Source organism: Albimonas pacifica, from assembly GCF_900113695.1.
Lineage (GTDB): Bacteria > Pseudomonadota > Alphaproteobacteria > Rhodobacterales > Rhodobacteraceae > Albimonas > Albimonas pacifica.
The window spans coordinates 330,205-349,381 of record NZ_FOQH01000008.1; the positions used below are offsets into that span (position 1 = coordinate 330,205).

Below are 19,177 nucleotides of genomic sequence, written 5' to 3' on the forward strand. Positions count from 1 at the left end.
ATGGCCCTGGCTTTCCGCGTTCCCTTCGCCCGCGTCTCCTCCCCCCGCGCCCGGTCGGCGCTGATGGCGGGCGCAGCGGCGGCGGCGATGGCCGCGGGGCTGGCGGCGCCGGCGACGGCGGGGCCCTCGGGCGGGACGGTGAAGGGGGGCGAGGCCACCATCACCACCCGCGGCGACCTGACGGTGGTGCGCCAGGGCTCGCGCCGGGTGATCATCGACTGGACCAGCTTCGACATCGGCGCGGACGAGGCGGTGAAGTTCCTCCAGCCCGGCCGGCAGGCGGTGGCGCTGAACCGGGTGCTGGACGGGCTGCCGACCCATATCCGCGGCAAGCTGACGGCGAACGGCAACGTCTGGCTGGTGAACCCCTCGGGGGTGATGTTCCATGCCGGCTCGGTCGTGGACGTGGGCGGGCTGGTCGCCACCACCGCCGACATCGACGACCGCGATTTCATGAACGGCGGCGGGCGCTTCGACACGCCGGGCAAGCCCGGCGCGCGCATCGTCAACGAGGGGACCATCACCTTCGCCGAGGCCGGCATGGTCGGCCTCGTCGCCCCCGAGGTCGCCAACCGCGGCGTGATCGCGGGCCAGATGGGCAAGATCGTCGTCGCGGGGCAGGAGAGCTTCTCGGTCGACGTCTCGGGCGACGGGCTGTTCGAGATCGACCTCGCCGACGCCGCGCGCACCCGCGGCGCGCGGGCCGAGAACTCGGGCGTGCTGATCGCCGAGGGCGGCACGGTCATCATCACCGCCGCCGCCGCGCGCGACGCGGTCGAGGCCGCGGTCTCGGTCGGCGGCGTGATCGAGGCGCAGAGCGCGCGGGTCGACGGCGGGACCATCGTGCTCGACGGCGGCGCGGGGGACGTGGTGGTGACCGGCCGGCTCGACGCCTCGGGCGGGGCGGGGACCCGGGGCGGCAAGGTCGACGTGACCGGCGGCACGGTGCGCATAGCCAAGGGCGCCTCGATCGACGTCTCCGGCGGGCTCGGCGGCGGGGCTGCGCGCATCGGCGGGGCTGCGCGCGGCGCGGGTCCGGCGCAGGGCGGGCTGCGGGCGGCCGAGGTCACGGTGCTGGAGGCCGGCGCCTCGATCGACGCCGACGCGACCGTCGAGGGCGACGGCGGCGAGGTCGTTCTGTGGTCCACCGCCGCCACCTGGATGGGCGGGCGGATCACCGCCCGCGGGGCCGGAGCGGGCGACGGCGGCTTCGCCGAGGTCTCCTCGCTGGGGGGGCTGGGCTTCTCGGGCCGGGTGGACCTGTCGTCGCCGGGCGGGACGCCGGGGCTGCTGCTGCTCGATCCGCGCGACGTGCGCATCGTGGCCACGGACGACGACGCCTTCGTCTTCTCGGGCGAGATCCTGGTGGACCAGCTTCCGGGCGAGGACCTGGTGGTGCTCGCCTCGGCGATCTCCAATGCCGCCAGCGACGTGGTCATCGAGGCCTCGCGCGACATCTCGGTGGAGGCCGCGATCTCCAGCCGCCGGCCGGGCGTCTCGCTGAGCCTGCTGGCGGGGCGGGACCTGCTTCTGGGCGCCTCGATCGTGATGCGCGGGGACCTGACGCTGGCGGCGGACGCGGATTTCACCGCGCAGCCCTCGGACGGGGTCGGGGCGATCCGGGCGCTGGGGACGCTGCGGCTGGAATCGAGTTTCGCCGCGCTCGGCCTGTCCGCGGCCGAGGGGATCGACGGCTCGGCCATGGCGGCCACGGACGTGCTGAGCCTGGTGACCAGCGAGGCGCTGACGCTGCCCGACGCGGCGCTGGCGGGCGAGCTGGAGACGCGCTCGCTCGGTCCCGCCGTCGCCGGCGCCATCGCGGCGCACGGCCTGCGGATGGAGGCGCTGTCGCTGACCCTGGGCGGGCCGGTCGCGGTGGCGGGCGAGAGCGCGCTGACGACCTCCGGCGGGACGATCGCGGCGCTGAACGCGGGCAACGCCTTCGGCGGCGCGGTCGCGCTCGACACGACCGGGGGCGGGATCGCCGCGCCGGGCGACGCGGCGCTGCGCAGCGGCGGGGACCTGACGCTCGGCGCGGGCACGGTCGACGCGCTGGCGCTCGAGGTCGGCGGGGCGCTGAGCCAGACGGGCGCGCTGAGCGTCGCGGGCGACGCGACGCTGGCGGCGGGCTCGATCGATCTTTCCTTCTCCGACAACGCGTTCGAGGGCGTCGTTGCCGTGGAGTCGAAGGGTCTGGCGTCGCTGGCCGACGCCGATGCGATCCGGCTGGGGCAGGTGCGGGCGGGCGAGCTGGTCGTCGCCGTGCAGGACGGGGTCTCACAGGCGGCGGGGACGCGGGTCTCGGTCGCGGGCGCGACCACGGCGACGACGCAGGGCGGCGCGGTGACGCTGGGCGCGTCGGGGAACGTCTTCGGCGGCGACGTCGCGGTGGACACCACGCTGCTCGGCGCCTCGGCGGCCGACGTGACGGTGGTCGCCTCGGGCGCGCTGTCGCTGGGCGGGATCGTCGCCGACGGGCTGACCCTGCGCGCCGGCGACACGATCTCCCAGACCGGCGCGATCCTGGCGGGCGGCGCGAGCGTGCTGCAGGCCTTCGCCATCGACCTGACGTTCGCCGGCAACCGCTTCGACGGCCCCGTCACCGCGCTGGCGGCCGGGTCGGTGGCGCTGGCCGACGCCGACGCGCTGCGGCTGGGCGCGGTGCAGGCGGGCGCGCTCTCCCTTTCGGCGGGCGGCACGATCGACCAGCAGGCCGGCGCGATGCTGAACGTGGCGGGCGAGAGCGTAATCCGCTCCGCCGGCGGCGACGTCGTGCTGGGCGAGGCGACCAACAGCTTCGGCGGCGCGGTCCGCGTCGAGGCCGCGGGCGATGCGCTGCTGGCGGCGGCGGGGGACCTGCGGCTGTCGGGCGCCGCGGTCGACCGGCTGACGCTGGACGTGACGGGCAGGGCGACGCAGAGCGGCGCGCTGACCCTGCTCTCCGGCCTCGACGTCGAGGCCTCCTTGGTGACGTTTTCGAACGCCGCCAACGACCTGGGCGATCTTGTTGACGTGCGGACGCCAGGCGCGGCGTCGCTGGCCGACGCGGGCGCGATGCGGCTGGGCGCGGTCGAGGCGGGGTCGCTGACCCTCGCCGCCGGCGGCGCGATCGATCAGGCCGCGGGCGCGGCGCTGGAGGTGGCGGGGGCGTCCTCGGTGCGCACCTCGGGCGGCGCGGTGACGCTGGACGCGGCCGGCAACGTCTTCGGCGGCGGGCTGGGCGTCGCCACCGACCTCGGCGGCGCCCCGGCCGCGCACGTGAGCGTGGCGACCGGCGGCGCGCTCCTGCTCGCGGGCGTGAGCGCGGATCTGCTGACGGTCGAGGCGGGCGGCGCCCTGACCCAGAGCGGCGCGCTGCAGCTCGGCGCGGGCGCGGACCTGACCGCGGCCTCCTTCACATTGCTCAACGCCAGCAACGCCTTCGGGAGCGTTCTTCGCCTGGACGGCGGCGCGGCGAGCCTGCGCGCTTCGGGCGGCGTCACCTTCGGCGCCTCCTCCCTCGCCTCGCTGGCGCTGACCGCGGGCGGCGACGTCGGGCAGGTCGGCGCGCTGCAGATCGCCGGGACCGCGCGCTTCGAGACGCCGGGCGACGTGATCCTCGAGGCGGCCAACGCCTTCGACGGCGCCGTCTCGATCTCCGGCGCCGCGGTCTCCGTCACGGATGCGGATTCGCTGGCGCTGGTCTCGGTCGAGGCGGGCGAGACGCTGACCGCCCGCGCCCTCGGCGGGGACCTGTCGATGGAGCAGGTGCGCGTGGGCGGCGGCGCGGGGGCGCTTTGGGGCGGGGCCGACGGCGGCTCTATATGGCTGGTCTCCGCGCTCGCCGGCGACACGGTGCTCGCGGGGGCCGAGGGGCCGGCGGCGCAGGACATCCACGTCGACACGGCCGCGCTCGGCTCGTTGCAGGCGGTCGCGGCGGGCGGCGGCGGCTTCGACGGCGTGCGGCTGTCGAACCTGGTGCTGGCGGGCGACCTCGGGGTGGCGCTGGCGCCCAACGTCTCGCTCGACGGGGTGACGCTGGGGACCGACGCGGTCTTCGACCCGGGCGCCGTGAGCGGCACGCTCAGCCTGCACCGGGTGCGGACCGCCGGCGATCTCGTGGCCTCGGTCGAGGGCGACGTGCGCCTCGGCCTGGTCGAGACGCGCGCCGGGCGCGAGGGGGCGGGGACGCTCGACATCGCCAGCGGCGGGACGATCGCCAAGCTGGCCGACGCGGCCATCGATTTCGGCGCGGCCGCGGGGGGGAGCGGCGCGCTCTCGATCCTCGCCCCCGACGGCAAGGAGGTGGTGGTCGAGGCCGCGGCCCTCGCCCCCTATGCGGACCTGGTGGCGACGGCCGGCGACCTGCGGCTCGACGCGGCGGGCGACGTGCTGCTGCCGCGGGCCGAGCAGGGGATCGGGACCCTGGCCGAGGGGCCGGGTCCGCTGCGGGTGCGGGTCGGCGGCGCGGCGGAGCTCGTGGCCGGCGGCGACGTGGCGCTGGCCCATGCGGGCGACCTGACGCTCGCGGGCCTCTCGGCGGGGGGCGACGCGGCGATCCGGACCGTGGAGGGCGGGTCGCTGGACCAGACCGGCGCGGCGTCGGTCGGGGGCATGCTGGCGCTGGACGTGGCGGGCGACGCGGCGCTGGACCGGGGGGACAACGCCTTCTCCGTCGTCTCCGGCCGGGTCGGCGGCGCGCTGGCGGCGGGCGACGCGGACGGCTTCGCGCTGGCGGACCTGCGCGCGGGCTCGGTCTCGACGGTCGGGCAGGGCGGCGCGGTGGCGCTGCGCGACGTGGCGACGACGGGGGCGATCTCGGTCGAGGCGGCCTCCGTCTCCGCCCAGCGGCTGGAGGCCGGGGGCGACCTGGCGCTGGCCGCGACCGCGGGCGCGGCGACGGGCGAGGATCTCCAGGCCGGCGGGGCGCTGAGCCTCGCGGCCTCGGGCGAGGCGAGGCTGGCGCGGTTCGTCTCCGGGTCGCTGGATGTGGTCGCGGGCGGGGCGGCGACGGTCGGCGACGGCGGCGCGGGGGCGGCCCGGGTCTCGGCCGGCGGGGACGCGACGCTCGCGAACCTGCGCCTCGGCGAGGCGTCGGTCGAGGCGGGGGGCGCGGTCTCGGCCCTCGCGATCCGGGCGGAGTCGCTCGATGTCGTCGCGGGCGGCGACGCGGTCCTGGGCGCGGCGTCGGTGACGGGCGCGCTCTCGGTCTCGGCGCTCGGCATGGCGACGACCGCGCTCGAGGCGCCTGCAAAGCTGGCCGCCGTGACGGTGGCGGGCGTGCGCGACGCGGCCGTGGGCGTCGACACGGACGCGCGGCTGGGCGACGCCGCGGTCGGGCGCCAGCGCATCGCGCTGGCCGCGGGCGCGGACGCCGGGCTGGCGGAGGTCGCGGCGGACGCGGTGCTCGCCGTCGGCGGCGCCGCGCGGTTCGAGGGCGGGGAGGGCGTCGCGATCCTCGGCGAGGCCGGCGGGCGCGGCAATCGCCTCGAGGGTCCCGTGACGGTGCGCACCGAGGGCGACGCGCGGATCGAGACGGCGGGTGCGCTGGTCTTCGGCGGGGCCGAGGTGTCGGGCGATCTCTCGGCGCTGAGCAACGCGGACGGCGCGGGCGAGGGCGGCGCGGGCATCGGCCAGCAGGGCGCGGTGCGCGTGGGCGGCCTCGCGCGGTTCACGGTCGGCGAGGGGGGCGGGGACGTGACGCTCGACCGGGCCGACAACGCCTTCGCGACGGTCGCGCTCACGGCCGGCGATGCGCGCCTGCGCGACGCGGACGGGTTCGCGGTGCAGGGGGCGACGCTCTCGGGCCGTCTGACCGTCGGGGGCGGGGAGACGGCGCAGGCCGGCGCGGTCTCGCTCGCCTCGGCGACGGCGGCGGGCGGGGCCGAGGTGCGGGCCGTCGGCGACGTGACGGGCGCAGGGCTCTCGCTGGGCGCGGGGTCTGTTTTCGCCTCGCAGGCGGGCGGCGTGGCGCTGAGCGACGCGGCCGTGTCGGGCCTTGCGAGCGTGGACGCCGCGGGCGACGCGGCGCTGAGCCGGGTGTCGGCGACGACGCTGGACGTGGCGGCCGGGGGCGATGCGGCGCTGTCGGAAATCTCGGTGGACGGCGCGCTGGGGCTCGTCTCGGGCGGGTCGGCGACGCTGGACGCGGCGACGGCGACGACGATCGACCTCGCCGTCGGCGGCGACGCGACGCTGGCGGCGGCGGCGGCGAGGGGGCTCGCGGCGGAGGTCGGCGGCGACGCCTTGCTGACCGGCGTCGCGGTCGAGACGACGCTGGCGCTGGCCGCGGGCGGGAGCCTGTCGCTGTCCGACGTGCAGGCGAGCGTGCTGGACCTCTCCGCCGGGCTCGACGCGTCGCTGGCCGACGTGGCGGCGTCGACGGGCCTGAGCCTGGCGGCCGGCCGGAACGCCGCGCTCGTCTCGATCTCGGCGGGCGCGATGGCGCTGGACGTGGGCGGCGCGCTGGCGCTGAGCGGGGCGACGGCGGGGTCGCTCGTGGCCGTGGCCGGCAGGGACGCGACGCTGGACGCCGTGACGGTGGACGCGGCGCTGAGCCTTGCGGCCGGCGGCGACGCGGCGCTGGACACGGTGGCGGCGGGCGCGATCGACGTCCACGCCGGCGGCTCGATCCTGATGGAGGACCTGCGCGCGGACAGCCTCGGCGCCTATGCCGGGCTGGGGTTGACCTGGACGGGCGTCGAGGTCGAGGGCGCGGCGGTGGGCGAGGCGCGGGGCGGTCCCGCGACGCTGCTCGACGTGGGCGCGCAGAGCGCGACGCTCAGCGTGCGCGGCGACGCGACGGTGGACCTCTCGGCCTTCGGCGCGCTGACGCTGACCGCGCTCGGCGACGCGGTCCTGCGCGACGTGACCGCCGAGACGATGACGGTCGCGGCCGGCGTCGATTTCGGCGGGGGCGGCGTGGTCTCGACCCTCTCCACCCCCGGGGAAGGCCCGGCGATGGGCGAGGGCACGGCGATCCTCGCGCGGGTCGCGGCGACCGAGGCCGAGGTCTCGGCGACCGCCGACGTGCGGGTGCGCGACTCCCGCTTCGGGGAGCTCGACGCCGAGGCCGGGCGCGACGGGGAGCTCGTGCGGGTCGAGGCCGACGAGCTGAGCATGACGGCCGCGCGCGATCTCGCCTGGACCGACGTCGCGGCCGAGCTGGCGACGGGGCGGGCGCGCGAGGGTTCGGCCGCGCTGTCGCGGGCGACGGTCGGGCAGGCGACGGTGTCGGCAGGGCTCGACATCGGCGTGGCGGATTCCGGGATCGGGGGGCTGGCCGCCGCGGCCGGGCGCGACCTGACGCTCGCGCGGCTCTCCGCCGGCGACGCCTCGGCTTCCGCCGGGCGGGACCTGTCGGCCGACGACGTGAAGGCGCAGCGGGCGGCCTTCGAGGCCGGGCGAGACCTCGATGCGCGCCGGCTCGCCGCCCGGACGATGGACCTGGAGGCCGCGGGCGCGCTGGCCGCGATCAGCCTCTCGGGCGAGACGATGACGCTGGCGGCGGGGGGCGCGATGCAGGCCTCGCGCATCGAGGCGGGCGCGCTTGCGGCGAGCGCGGGCGGGGCGATGACCCTGGCCGATCTGAAGGCGGGGGAGGCGACGCTCGCCGCCGGCGGGCGGCTGGAGCTGGCGCGGGCGCAGGGCGGTCCGCTGACCGCGGCCGCCGGCGCGACGACGCTCTCCGACCTGTCGCTGGCGCGGCTGGAGGTGGTCGCGACGGGCGATCTCTCGGCAGAGCGGGTGGCGACGGCGGGCCGGACGCGGCTGCAGGGGCAGGGGGTCGCGCTGAGCGACCTCTCCGCCGGCGGCGCGCTGGAGGCGACCGCCGCGGGCGCGCTGCAGGCGACGCGGACCCGCTCCGAGGGGGCGACGACGCTGGCCGCGGGGGGGGTGGCGCGGCTCGACCGGGTGTCGGCGGGTCGGGGCATGAGCCTTTCGGCCGACGGCGCCGGGGGCGGGGACGGCCCGGCCCTGACGCTGCGCGGCGTCGACGCCGCGCGGCTCTCGGCCGAGGCCGGGGGCGCGATCGACCTCGACGGCGTGGCGACGGGCGGCGACGCGACGCTGACCGCCCGCGCCGGCGACATCCGGCTGGGGGCGCTGGAGGTGGGCGGCGTCCTGTCGGCGCGCGCCGAGGCGGGCGCGATCCGCACCCAGCGCGGCGTCGCCGGCGCCGACCTGTGGACCGTCGCCGGCCCCGAGGGCGCGCAGGGCCCCTCGGCCCCGCGCGGCCTGCCGGGGGAGGGCGACGGCGAGCTGATCGAGCGCATCGTGGAGGCGGAGGTCCCCGCCGGCCCGACGACGGTCGCCGGCCGCGGCTTCGACGACCTGGTGCGGGTCGAGGGCGGCGCGGTCTTCGACGCCGCCGGCTCGGTGCTGCTGGCGGCCGAGGACGGCGGCGAGGGCCGCGACAACGACTTCCGCGGCGGCGTCGGCGTCTCGCGCGCGCGGCATGTGGCGATCTCGGACGCGAACGATCTGAGGATCGGCGCGGCGGGGATCGACGGGCTCTACAACCGCGTCTCGGGCGAGCGGCTGCAGAGCGTGCACCTGCGCGCCGGCGGCGACGTGACCGACGCGGCCGGCGCCCGGATCCGCACCGCGGGCGACGTCTGGACCGTGGCGGGCGGCGACGTGCGGCTCGACTCCGGCCTGCACGCCATCGGCGGCGCCTTCGCGGCCCGCGCCCATACGGTCGAGATCGCGACCGCGGGCGACCTGCGGCTGGGGCCGATCCAGGCCTCCGGCCGGCTGATGGCGCTGGCCGGCGCCTCGGGCGAGGGATACGCCTCGATCACCCAGGTCGGCGCGGCCCGGGTCACGCGCCTGGGCATGGTCGACGGGCTGGCGGCGGACGGGACGATCGACCTCGCGGGCCCGATCCGCGTGGACGGCGACGCCGACTTCGCCACCGGCGCCGATCCCGCGAAGACCGCCGCCGACCGGGGCGCGGACCTGATCCTCGACGATCCGACCAATGTCTTCGGCGGCGACGTCTCGATCCGCCGGATCTTCGGCGCCGTGACCCTGATCGAGGAAAGCGCCCCCGGCGCGCTGCATGTCGACGAGCATGACGCGGGCTGGCTGCGCTTCGCGGGCTTCGAGGCGGGGGGCGACGTGCTGATCCGCACCTCCGACAACGTGGCCTTCCTGGGCCGGCTGACGGGGCTGACCGACGACATGGACCCCGCCGGCCCGCTGGCCGCGCCCGCCGCCGCCGGTCCCGCGGACTGGCGCGCCCAGGGCGGCGAGCTCGCGCAGGAGGACCTGCGCCTGTTCCTGCCCGACGGCACGGTGTTCGCCATCGACGCCACCGCCGGCGGCGCCGACCCCAGCGGCGGCACGGTGCGCTTCGACCGGCCGGTCGACGGAGCCAACGCCCTGTCCAGCGCGCGCGACGAGGACGCGGCGGCCGGGCGCGCCGGGGCCGGCGCGCTGGCGATCGACGCCGGCAGCGGCGGCGACGTGCGCTTCCGCGACTACGTCGGCGCCTCGAACCCGCTGGGCGCGGTGGTGATCGCGGACGCGCGCGACGTCTCGCTGGGCCACACCTTCGCCGGGCGCGACGCGCGCCCCTCCGACGATCCCGACCGCTTCCTGCTGCAGGGCGAGGGGCAGTCGGCGGACATCTTCACCTCCGGCCCGATCGTCATCGACGCCCGCGGCTCGGTGGAGATCTACATGCCCGCGGGCCTGCTGGAGCAGTACGAGGACGACGACGACTATTTCGGCGTCAACACGCCGGTGCTGATCTACGGCGACCGGACCGAGCCCGCGAAGCTGAGCCTCTTCGGCTACATCGGCGACAGCGGGCAGCAGGCGGCCGGCCTCTATCCCATCGGGCCCAAGGGCGTGAACTTCCTGCTCAACGGCTGCGTGATCGGCGACGTGCAGGACTGCACCGGGGTCAGCCCGCCGCGGGTGCTCAACATCGTGGCCATCGACCAGCCCGAGATCCTCAACGTCGAGGAGGAGGACCTGCTCGAGCTCTTCGTCTCCTACGGCAACGAGGAGCTGTGGGGCGTGCCGGACGGCTATTTCGAGGACTCCGACCTCGCCCGCGCCCGCGCGGAGACCAACCGCCAGGCCTCGGGCGACGAGGACGACGACGGGGACGGGAACGACGCGCAGGCGCGGACCGCCGACGGCGGCGGCGCGACGGGGGTGGAACGATGAACAAGCGTCTGCTGCGGCCCTGGATGATCGCCGGCCTCGCCGCCGCCGCGGCGGCCTGCGCGGGCTCGGTCCCGCCGGGATCCTTCTCGCTCGCCTCGCGCGACGAGGAGCCGGAGCTGTGCGGCAAGGTCGACCAGATCCTGCTGCGCGGCCAGCGCAACAGCTTCGGCCTGAACTTCCGCGCGGCGGAGGACGCCTTCTCCGAGCTGCTCTCGGTCTACGAGATCGAGGACGTCACGGGAGAGTGCCCCGCCGCCCCCAGCCGCGCCTTCGTCCTGATGAACCAGGCGCTTGCACACTCCTCGCAGGAGCGGTTCGTGACCGCCGACGGCCTTTTCGACCGGGCCGAGGGGCTGCTGAACGGCGTGGAGGCCGGGCGCGAGGACGCCGAGCGCGACCGCGCCCTGCTGGTCGCCTACCGCGCGCAGGACCAGCTCAACCGCTCGATCCTCGAGGGGGCGCGCGCCTTCGTCGACCAGGCCTCGGCGGGGCTGACCGACACGGTGCAGTTCGGGCTGAACGCGCCCGCCGCGCGCTCCTCCGGCGGCGGCCAGATCACCGGGGGGGTGCTGATCGAGGCTTCGGGCGAGGAGCAGCTCGCCCTGATCGAGGAGGCCTCCAACAACCACACCCTCTCCCACATCCGCCTGCTGGAAGGCGACGACGCGGGCGCCGAGCAGGCGATCAACCGCGCGCTCGACGTGATCGCCCTGGCGCCTCGCGCCGCGGCCGCCTACCGGCCGCGGTTCCTCTCCCAGCGTGCGCTGGTGGAGCTGGAGCGGGGCGACTACGAAGGCGCCCGCCGCGACGCCCGCGAGGCCGCGGAGAGCTTCGGCGCGCTGATGCCCGACACGCCGCTGGAGGCGCGGGCGCGGCTTCGCGAGGGCAGGGCGCTCGTCGCGCTGGGCCGCAAGGACGAGGCGATGGAGGTCTTCGAACGCGGCTTCCTCGTCTACGAGGAGAACCCGGTGGTGGTGGACTACGGCTCGCTGTGGCCGTTCTTCCAGCTGGGCCTCAACATCGTCGAGGAACAGCCTGAGCGCAAAACGGAAATGGGCGCGCGCATCTTCCGTGCGGCGCAGATCGTGCGCCAGTCGATCACCGCCCAGACCGTCTCGGGCGCCGCCGCGCTGCTGGGCGAGGGCGACGACGAGAAGGCCCGCGCCGTGCGCGCCTGGCGCGACGCGAACGAGCGCTATGCGACCCTCAAGGCCCTGCAGGTGCTGCAGCTTCGCGACCCTCTGAGCCAGGAGGACCAGGCCCGTGCGCTGGCCGAGGCCGTGGCCCTCGCCCAGGCCGAGGTCGAGCGTCTGCGCGCCGCGCGCGACCGCATCGCGCCGGAGTACCAGTCCGCGATCTCGAGCCCCGTGTCGCTCGACCAGCTCCAGGCGGTGCTCCAGGAGGGCGAGGCGCTGGTTCAGGTGCTGGTGGGCTGGCCGCGCAGCTTCCTGCTGATCATCTCGCGCGACGAGATCACCTATGGCGCGCTGCCGGTGACCGACAGCCAGATCAACGTGTTGGTCGGCGTTCTTCGCAGGGGGGTCGAGACCGACCGCGAGGGCAGGGTGCCCACCTACCGCGCCGACGTCGCCTTCCAGGTCTTCAACCTGCTGTTCCCGGGCTACCGCGACGCGCTGATGAAGCACGAGCGGCTGATCTTCTCGACCTCCGGCGCGCTGCAGAGCCTGCCGCTGGAGCTGCTGGTCAGCGCCTCCCCCGGGACCGGCTGGCAGACGGGCGACTACACCGAGGTGCCGTTCCTCGGCGCCCAGCGCGCGGTCAGCTACGTGCCCAGCCCGCGCAACCTGGTCGACATCCGCGCCCGCGCCGGACGCTCGGATGCAAGCGGCGCGGTCGCTTCATTCGCCGACTTCAGAGCGGGCGTGAACCCTCAGAAAGTGCTCGAGGTTTCGAGCCTGCCGCAGACCTGCCTGCGGCTCGCCCAGGCCGTCGACCGGGTGGGCGAACTGCCGGGCACCGCCCAGGAGGCGCAGGTGATCCGCGAGATCTTCGGCGACGACGCGCTGCTCGCCACCGGCGCGGCCTTCAACGAGGACGCGGTGAAGCAGGAGGCGGGCGACGGCACGCTCGCGGACTACCGGGTGCTGCATTTCGCGACCCACGGCATCCTGTGGCCGACGCCGGACTGCTTCACCGATCCCGCGCTGACGGTGACCGCCACGACCTCCGAGGACAGCGACGGACTGCTGACCGCCTCGGAGATCCGGCTGATGACCTTCGACGCGCAACTCGTGGTCCTGTCGGCCTGCAACACCGCGTCCGGCTACCTGACCACCGCCTCGAACTCGATCTACGGCGCGCGCCAGCAGGTGGGTCTCTCGGGGGCGGGGGGCGAGAGCCTGTCGGGTCTCGCGCGGGCCTTCTTCGCCGCGGGCGCGCGCGCGGTGCTCGCCACGCACTGGCCGGTGGCCGACCGCGAGACGACGCAGCTGATGGCACGGTTCTTCCGGCTGCTCAAGGACGAGGAGCTGGATTTCGCCGACGCGCTCCAGCAGGCGCAGGGGGAGCTGCGACGCAGCCGCGCCACCTCGCATCCGGTGTTCTGGGGGCCGTTCGTGCTGATCGGCGACGCCGCCGCGACGCTCTGATCCGGACGGGGGAAGGGCCGTGAGCGAAGGCTGCACGGCCATTCCAGCCGCACATCCGACTTTCGTGTAATCAATATTATGTCAATTATACTGACACCGCCGGACAGGGCAAGGCCTGAACGTCGCCCGGAAACCCTCTCATGTGAAAAAGAAATCGCGGTGGTCGAGCGCTGAGGCGTCGTCCGCGTCCACCAGGCACGCGACCGTCGCGCCCATCGTCTGCGGGGACCGGCCACCGGCCCTCGGCATGGGCGTCGTCGGGAAGCCGCGTGCCGACGGTGTTGCGCAGGAAAAGGATCCCTCCGGTCGTCGCCGTCGATCGAAGGCGCTCTGGCTTCCGCCGGCGACCGGCCGCTCCAGCCACAGCGCCGCGAAGCCGGTGGGCGAGGCGACGATGGATCCGGGAATGTGCGAAACGGTGGGGTCGGCGTCGAAACGGAAGCCCGGCCCAGGCGGCGCGCCCTCGGCGCCGGAGAGGCGCGCCGCCGCGCCGACGTCGGGATCGTCGGCCGCGGCGAAGAAGGCCAGGTGACGGCCAGAACAGCTTCAGGCACGTGACGCTGAAGACCCCCGCGAGGTGCGGCGCGAGCGGAGCGGGGCGCAGGCGCCCTGCCCCGCGGCCGGCGCTACTCGGCCACCCGCGGCAGCTCGTCTTCGGACGAGATCTCCTCGACGTCCTCGAAGCGCTTGGCGAGGCGGCCGAATTCCTCCGGATCGCCGCGCACGTCGAGCAGCGTCGCCTCGTCCGAGACATGGGTGGCGTCGACCGTCATGTGCTCGTGCACCCAGGCCAGCGCCGCGCCGTTCTGCGAGGGCACGCGCAGGCGACGGGTCAGCTCGCGGGCGCCGAGGCGGGCCTCGACGGCGGCCAGCAGCTCGGGCACGCCCTGGCCGGTCAGCGCCGAACAGGCGACGGCGTCCGTGCGCCGCGCGGTCTCGTTGAGCAGCGACAGGCGGGCCGCGTCGGGCAGCCGGTCGAGCTTGTTGCGCACCTCCAGCATGCCGGCGCGCCGCTCGTCGCCGACCCCCAGCGCGCCCAGCACCCGGGCCACGTCCTCGGCCTGGGCGTCGGTGTCCTGGTGGCTCACGTCGCGCACGTGCAGGATCAGATCGGCCTCCAGCACCTCCTCCAGCGTGGCGCGGAAGGCCGCGACAAGCTGCGTGGGCAGGTTGGAGATGAAGCCCACCGTGTCCGACAGGATCGCGCGGCGCCCCGAGGGCAGCCGGATCTCGCGCATCGTGGGGTCGAGGGTGGCGAACAGCATGTCCTCGGCCATCACCTGCGCCGCGGTCAGGCGATTGAACAGCGTCGACTTGCCGGCGTTGGTGTAGCCCACCAGCGCGATCACCGGATAGGGGATCTTGCGCCGGGACTCGCGATGCAGCTCGCGGGTTTTCACCACCGTCTCGAGCCGCTTCTCGAGCTTCTTGATCCGCTCGCTCAGCGCGCGGCGGTCCGCCTCGATCTGGGTCTCGCCGGGGCCGCCGACGAAGCCGAGGCCGCCGCGCTGCCGCTCGAGGTGGGTCCAGGAGCGCACCAGCCGGGTCTTCTGGTAGTTCAGGTGGGCGAGCTCGACCTGAAGCACGCCCTCTCGCGTCCGCGCCCGCTCCCCGAAGATCTCGAGGATCAGGCCGGTGCGGTCCAGGATCTTGACCTTCCAGGCCTTCTCCAGGTTGCGCTGCTGGACGGGGGAGACGGGGCCGTCGATGACGACCAGCTCCGTCTCCGCCTCCTTGAAGCGTTCGCCCAGCTCCTCGACCTTGCCGGAGCCGAAGAGATGGCCGGCGTCCGCCTTGGGCAGACGCACGACGTCGGCGCCGACGACCTCGAGGTCGATGGCGGCGGCGAGACCGACGGCCTCCTCGAGGGCCTGCTCCGGAAGGCGCAGGTCGTCGGTGGGTCGGTTGCGGATATCGGGATGCAGCACATGCGCGCGGGTCATCTCGCGGCAGTTATCCCTCTTCGCCGGGCTCGTAAAGAGAGATCGGCTGCGACGGCATCACCGTCGAGATCGCGTGCTTGTAGACGAGCTGGCTCTGCCCGTCGCGGCGCAGCAGCACGCAGAAATTGTCGAACCAGGTGATCACGCCCTGAAGCTTGACCCCGTTCACCAGGAAGATGGTGACCGGCACCTTGTTCTTGCGGATGTGATTGAGGAAGGCGTCCTGCAGGTTCTGCTTGTCGGCCATGGTGTTTCGTCCCCCTTCGCTGGGGTTTCAGTCTTATGAGTCGGGGCGCCCTTCGGCGCTCTTGGGTCGATGAAGGCAAGATGAGGGCGCGGGCCGGGAAAGGAAAGTCCTTTTCGCGGATGCGGCCGTTTGCTGCGGGCGCGAAATCATTTCCGCCAGTAAGCGGGGTTGCACAGCGCCACGGCGGCCAGCACCTCGATCCGCCCCAGGATCATCGCCGCCAGCATCACCGCGCGCGCCGCCTCGTTGGCCTGCTGATAATCCGCCCCGGTCGCCAGCGGGAACAGGGGCCCTGCGTTGGACAGCGAGGCGACGGCCCCCGCCATCGCCGCGTCGAACTCCATCCCCGCCAGCGTCAGCGCCATCAGCGCGGCCGCCAGCGCGGTCATGTAGAGCATCACGTAGACCCAGGCGTTGACGATGGCGTCCCGCGACAGCCGCCCGCCGGAGGTGCGCGCCGTGTCGATGCGCGAGGGGTGGCAGAGCCGGTCGAGCTCCCCGCCCCCATGGCGATAGAGCGCATAGGCCCGGAACAGCTTCACCCCGCCCGCGGTGGTCGCCACGCCGCCCCCCAGCGTCGCCAGCCCCATCAGCATCAGCGAGGGCGCCTCGACCTGCGCCCAGGTCACCACGTCCGGCCAGTCGGCCGAGACGTAGCCCGAGGTGGAGATCATCCCCACCGAGGTCGCGAAGCCCCCCCACAGCGCGCGCCCCGCGTGGAAGGGGCTGTCGAAGATCTGGCTCGGCCCCGCGCCGACCCAGATGCCATGGGCGAAAAGCCACACGGTCGCGATCGCCACCGCGATGACCAGGAGCTGGATCTCGGGATCCTTGCGCGCCTCGAGCCAGTTGCGCGCGGCGCCGGGCCCCGCGGTGGGGCCGCGCCGGCCGAAGGTCAGGCGCGACATCGACAGGATCAGGAACAGCACCGCCACGACCTCGGTCATCCGGTTGCCCTCGGCCGCGAGCCCGCCCGCCAGCGGCGAGATGCCCGAGGTCGAGACGATGCCCATGGCGTGGCAGAGCGCGACGAAGCTCGGCGTGCCGGCGGTCGCCAGCGCCGCGGCGGCGATCGCGGTCAGCGCGGCATAGGCGGGCCCCACCGCCATCAGCGCCCGCACCGCCCGTCGCCCGCCCGGCCCCAGCGCCAGGATCCGGCCCACCCGCATCCGCGCCTCGCCCGCCGAGGAGGCGCCGGGCAGGTCCAGCAGCTCCCGCGGGGCGAGGATGGCGATGGCCCCGACCAGCGTCGCCAGCCCCCCGATCCAGCCCAGCATCGAGCGCCACAGGTGGATCGACGGCGGGGCCGAGAACGGCGTGATCAGCGTGGCCCCGGTGGTGGTCAGCGACGAGGTCGCCTCGAAATAGGCCCCGCTCCACCCCAGCTCCGGCAGGATCAGCGCGATGGGCGCCGCGGCGAAGACCGGACCGGCGGAGAACACGCCGAGCAGGGTCATCAGCTCCGCCCGCGCGTTCGCCCCCGAGGCCCCGCGCCGCCAGGCCGCCGCCCCCAGCGCCGAGGCCGCCAGCATCACGAAGAGCGCGGCGTAGAAGAACAGCCGGGCCGAGCGCCAGTCCCGCTCCAGCCCCGCCGCCAGCGCCGGCAGCAGCATCATCGCCCCCAGCGCGAAGGCGAAGACCAGGAAGACCGGAAAGCCCCTCAGGCGCATGGCGGGCCGCGGCGGGTCAGAAGAAGTCGACCGAGACGCGGAACAGCTGCTCCACCTCCCGCACCACGTCGCGGCGCGCGAAGACAACCACGCGGTCGTGCTCCTGGATCACCAGATCGCCGGTCGGCATTTTCACGCCGTCGCGCGTCAACACCGCGCCGACGATGGCGGATTCTGGAAAGCCCGCCGATCTCAGCGGCTTGCCGGCGATGGGCGATGTGGCGAGCACCTGCGCCTCGATCACCTCCGCCTCGGCGTCGCCCACCGCGTAGACCGCCCGCACCCGGCCCCGCCGCACATGGCGCAGGATCGACGACACGGTGGTCGAGCGCGGCACCAGCAGCGCGTCGACGCCCAGCGAGTCGGAGAGCTCGGCATAGGAAGGATCGTTCGAGAGCGCGATCGCCGTCCGGCAGCCGGCCTTCTTGCCGCGTGCGGCCGCCAGCAGGTTGGTCTTGTCGTCGTAGGTCAGCGACAGGATCGCGTCGGCGTCCCGGACGTTCGCCTCCTCGAGCAGCACGGGGTCGAGGCCGTCGCCCAGCAGGACGATGGTCCGCTCCAGTTCCTCGGCCGCGCGCTCGGCCCGGGCGCGGTCGCGGTCGATCATCTTCACGCGCGGCCGCTCGGCGTGTTTCTCAAGCATTCTCGCGACTTGCAGGCCGACGTTGCCGGCGCCCACGATCACCACGCGCGACACCTTGCGGCTCTCGCGCCCGAACAGCGACAGGGTGCGGGTGACGTCCTCGGCCGCGGCGACGAAATAGACGTCGTCCCCCTCCAGCAGCGAGTCCTGGGGGGAGGCCACATGCAACTGCCCCTCGCGCCGATAGGCGACCACGATGGCCTTGAGGGTCGAGAACAGCTCCGAGAGTTGCCGCAGCGGCGTGTTCAGCACCGGGCAGTCCGGCAGCAGCCGGGTTCCGACGAGCCGCACCTTGCCATCCAGGAAATTCTCGATGTCGAAGGCCTCGGGGTTCTGCAGGCGGCGCATGGCGACGCGGGCGACCTCGAGCTCGGGGGAGATCACCACGTCGATGGGCATGTGATCGCGTCGGAACAGGTCCGCCCAGCGGTTCTGCAGGTAGGACTGCGCCCGGATGCGCGCGATCTTCTGGGGCACCGAGAAGACCGAGTGCGCGACCTGGCAGGCGACCATGTTCACCTCGTCGGCGAAGGTCGCCGCGATGAGCATGTCGGCGTCCTCGGCCCCGGCCCTTTCCAGCACGTCCGGATGGGAGGCGAACCCAACGATTCCATTGACATCGAAGGAGTCCGTCACACGCCGCACGAGCCCCGCGTCCTGGTCGACGATGGTGACGTCGTTGGCCTCGCGGCTGAGGTGGCGGGCGATCTGCGAGCCGACCTGGCCCGCGCCGCAGATGATGATCTTCATGGGATCTCCGTCCCCGCAGGTCGTCGCCTGCACGCCGGGGCGGAGGATGCGACGAGCCCTGCGCGGTGTCAAACGGGGACCGCGCCCCCGCGCCGCGGCACGGGGAGGCGCCGGGCGTCGGGGATCAGGGGGCCGGCATCTCGCTCAGCGGGATCAGCCGGCAGTCGGCGACGGCGGCGGCGCGATGGGCGAGGGAGGATGCCGCCCGCGGATCCCGCAGGCCGGCGAGATGCGCCTCCAGGCTTGCCTCGCGCACCAGCGTCGCCCGGTCCCAGCGCTCCCCCTCCGGCCCCGCAAGCATCGGGTGGGCGCGGGCGAGCAGCAGCGGCTCGCCGCCGCGCGCGCGCAGCAGGGGGCCTGCCTCGCGGAGATGGCGCGCGAAGGCCTCGGCGCCGGTGATCGGGGCCTCGGGCGCGTGCTCCGGCGCCTGCGCGTAGTCGGCCCGGTCGCGCAGGCGGATCAGCTCCAGCAGCAGCGGCGCGCCCGGGGGCGGATCGGCCAGCAGGCGGCGGACGGCGGGTTCGGAGATTTCCAGATGCCTGGACGCAGCCGGGAAGGCCGGCCCCGCCAGGCGCAGGGCGTGGGCGGCGAGGTCGGCGGGCCAGGGCGCGAGGCGGGCCGCGAACCCCTCCGCGTCGCCGGCGTAGAGGGCGCGGGCGGCCTCCTCGAAGCCGGGGCGGTCGCCGGCGGCGGCGGAGATGAAGCGGAAGGCGGCGTCGCGGGCCTCGGCCGGGGCCTCGGCGCGGCGGGCGGCCTCGACCAGCCTGCGGATCGCGGCGGAGGCGCCGCCCCGCCCGCGCAGCCACTCCCAATGCCGCGGCAGCAGGGTGACCTCGCGCGCGACCACGCCCAGCTTCGGGCGGCCCCGCGGGCGGGGGGCGTCGCCCTGCCCCGGCGCGGCGTGGCGGGCGCGGACCTCGGCCTCGCTTCCCCGCAGGTCGAGGTCGATCTGGCGGCCCTGGGGGTCGAAGACCAGCGTCGCGAGCCCCGGCTCGCGCGCCAGCGCCGCGTGCAGGGCCGCGGCGACTTCCGCCAGCGGGCCGAGGGCCAGCAGGCGGGGGCCTGCGAAGGCGGCGTGGAGGGCGGGGTCGCTCATGGTTCGGGTCCGGACGGCTGCGGTCGACCGCCTCTTGCCGCGCCGCGGCGGCCGTGTC

At 75.1% G+C, this 19,177-nt stretch carries 7 protein-coding genes; 2 read left to right on the forward strand and 5 right to left on the reverse strand.

Annotation, left to right across the window (positions count from 1 at the left end; translation table 11 throughout):
- On the forward strand, positions 1–10,161 hold the full coding sequence (locus BM064_RS18710) for a two-partner secretion domain-containing protein (RefSeq protein ID WP_092862128.1): 10,161 nt from the start codon (positions 1–3) through the stop codon (positions 10,159–10,161).
- Positions 10,158–12,770, forward strand: a complete 2,613-nt coding sequence (locus BM064_RS18715; protein ID WP_092862130.1) for a CHAT domain-containing protein — start codon at positions 10,158–10,160, stop codon at positions 12,768–12,770. The genes BM064_RS18710 and BM064_RS18715 overlap by 4 nt, the downstream gene beginning before the upstream one ends.
- A gap of 626 nt (positions 12,771–13,396) precedes the next feature.
- On the opposite strand, the gene hflX is transcribed toward BM064_RS18715, so the two are convergent.
- The 5 genes from hflX to BM064_RS18740 all read right to left on the reverse strand — a co-directional run bounded on the left by hflX (position 13,397) and on the right by BM064_RS18740 (position 19,119).
- Positions 13,397–14,713 carry a GTPase HflX gene (gene hflX, locus BM064_RS18720; RefSeq protein WP_092862132.1) on the reverse strand — a complete coding sequence of 439 codons (1,317 nt, stop codon included), beginning with the start codon at positions 14,711–14,713 and terminating at the stop codon, positions 13,397–13,399.
- Positions 14,714–14,723: 10 nt separating this feature from the next.
- Positions 14,724–14,960, reverse strand: coding sequence for an RNA chaperone Hfq (hfq, locus tag BM064_RS18725; protein ID WP_092862134.1), 237 nt, complete (start codon positions 14,958–14,960; stop codon positions 14,724–14,726).
- 146 nt (positions 14,961–15,106) lie between these two features.
- Positions 15,107–16,630 (reverse strand): potassium transporter TrkG, encoded by a 1,524-nt coding sequence (locus BM064_RS18730; protein ID WP_092862136.1) that lies wholly within the window; start codon positions 16,628–16,630, stop codon positions 15,107–15,109.
- A gap of 16 nt (positions 16,631–16,646) precedes the next feature.
- Complete coding sequence (gene trkA / locus BM064_RS18735; protein WP_092862138.1) at positions 16,647–18,023, reverse strand: Trk system potassium transporter TrkA; 1,377 nt, start codon at positions 18,021–18,023, stop codon at positions 16,647–16,649.
- Between the two features lie 124 nt (positions 18,024–18,147).
- Positions 18,148–19,119: a DUF2239 family protein gene (locus BM064_RS18740; RefSeq protein WP_092862140.1), complete on the reverse strand. Its 972-nt coding sequence runs from the start codon at positions 19,117–19,119 to the stop codon at positions 18,148–18,150.
- Positions 19,120–19,177 lie beyond the last annotated feature (58 nt).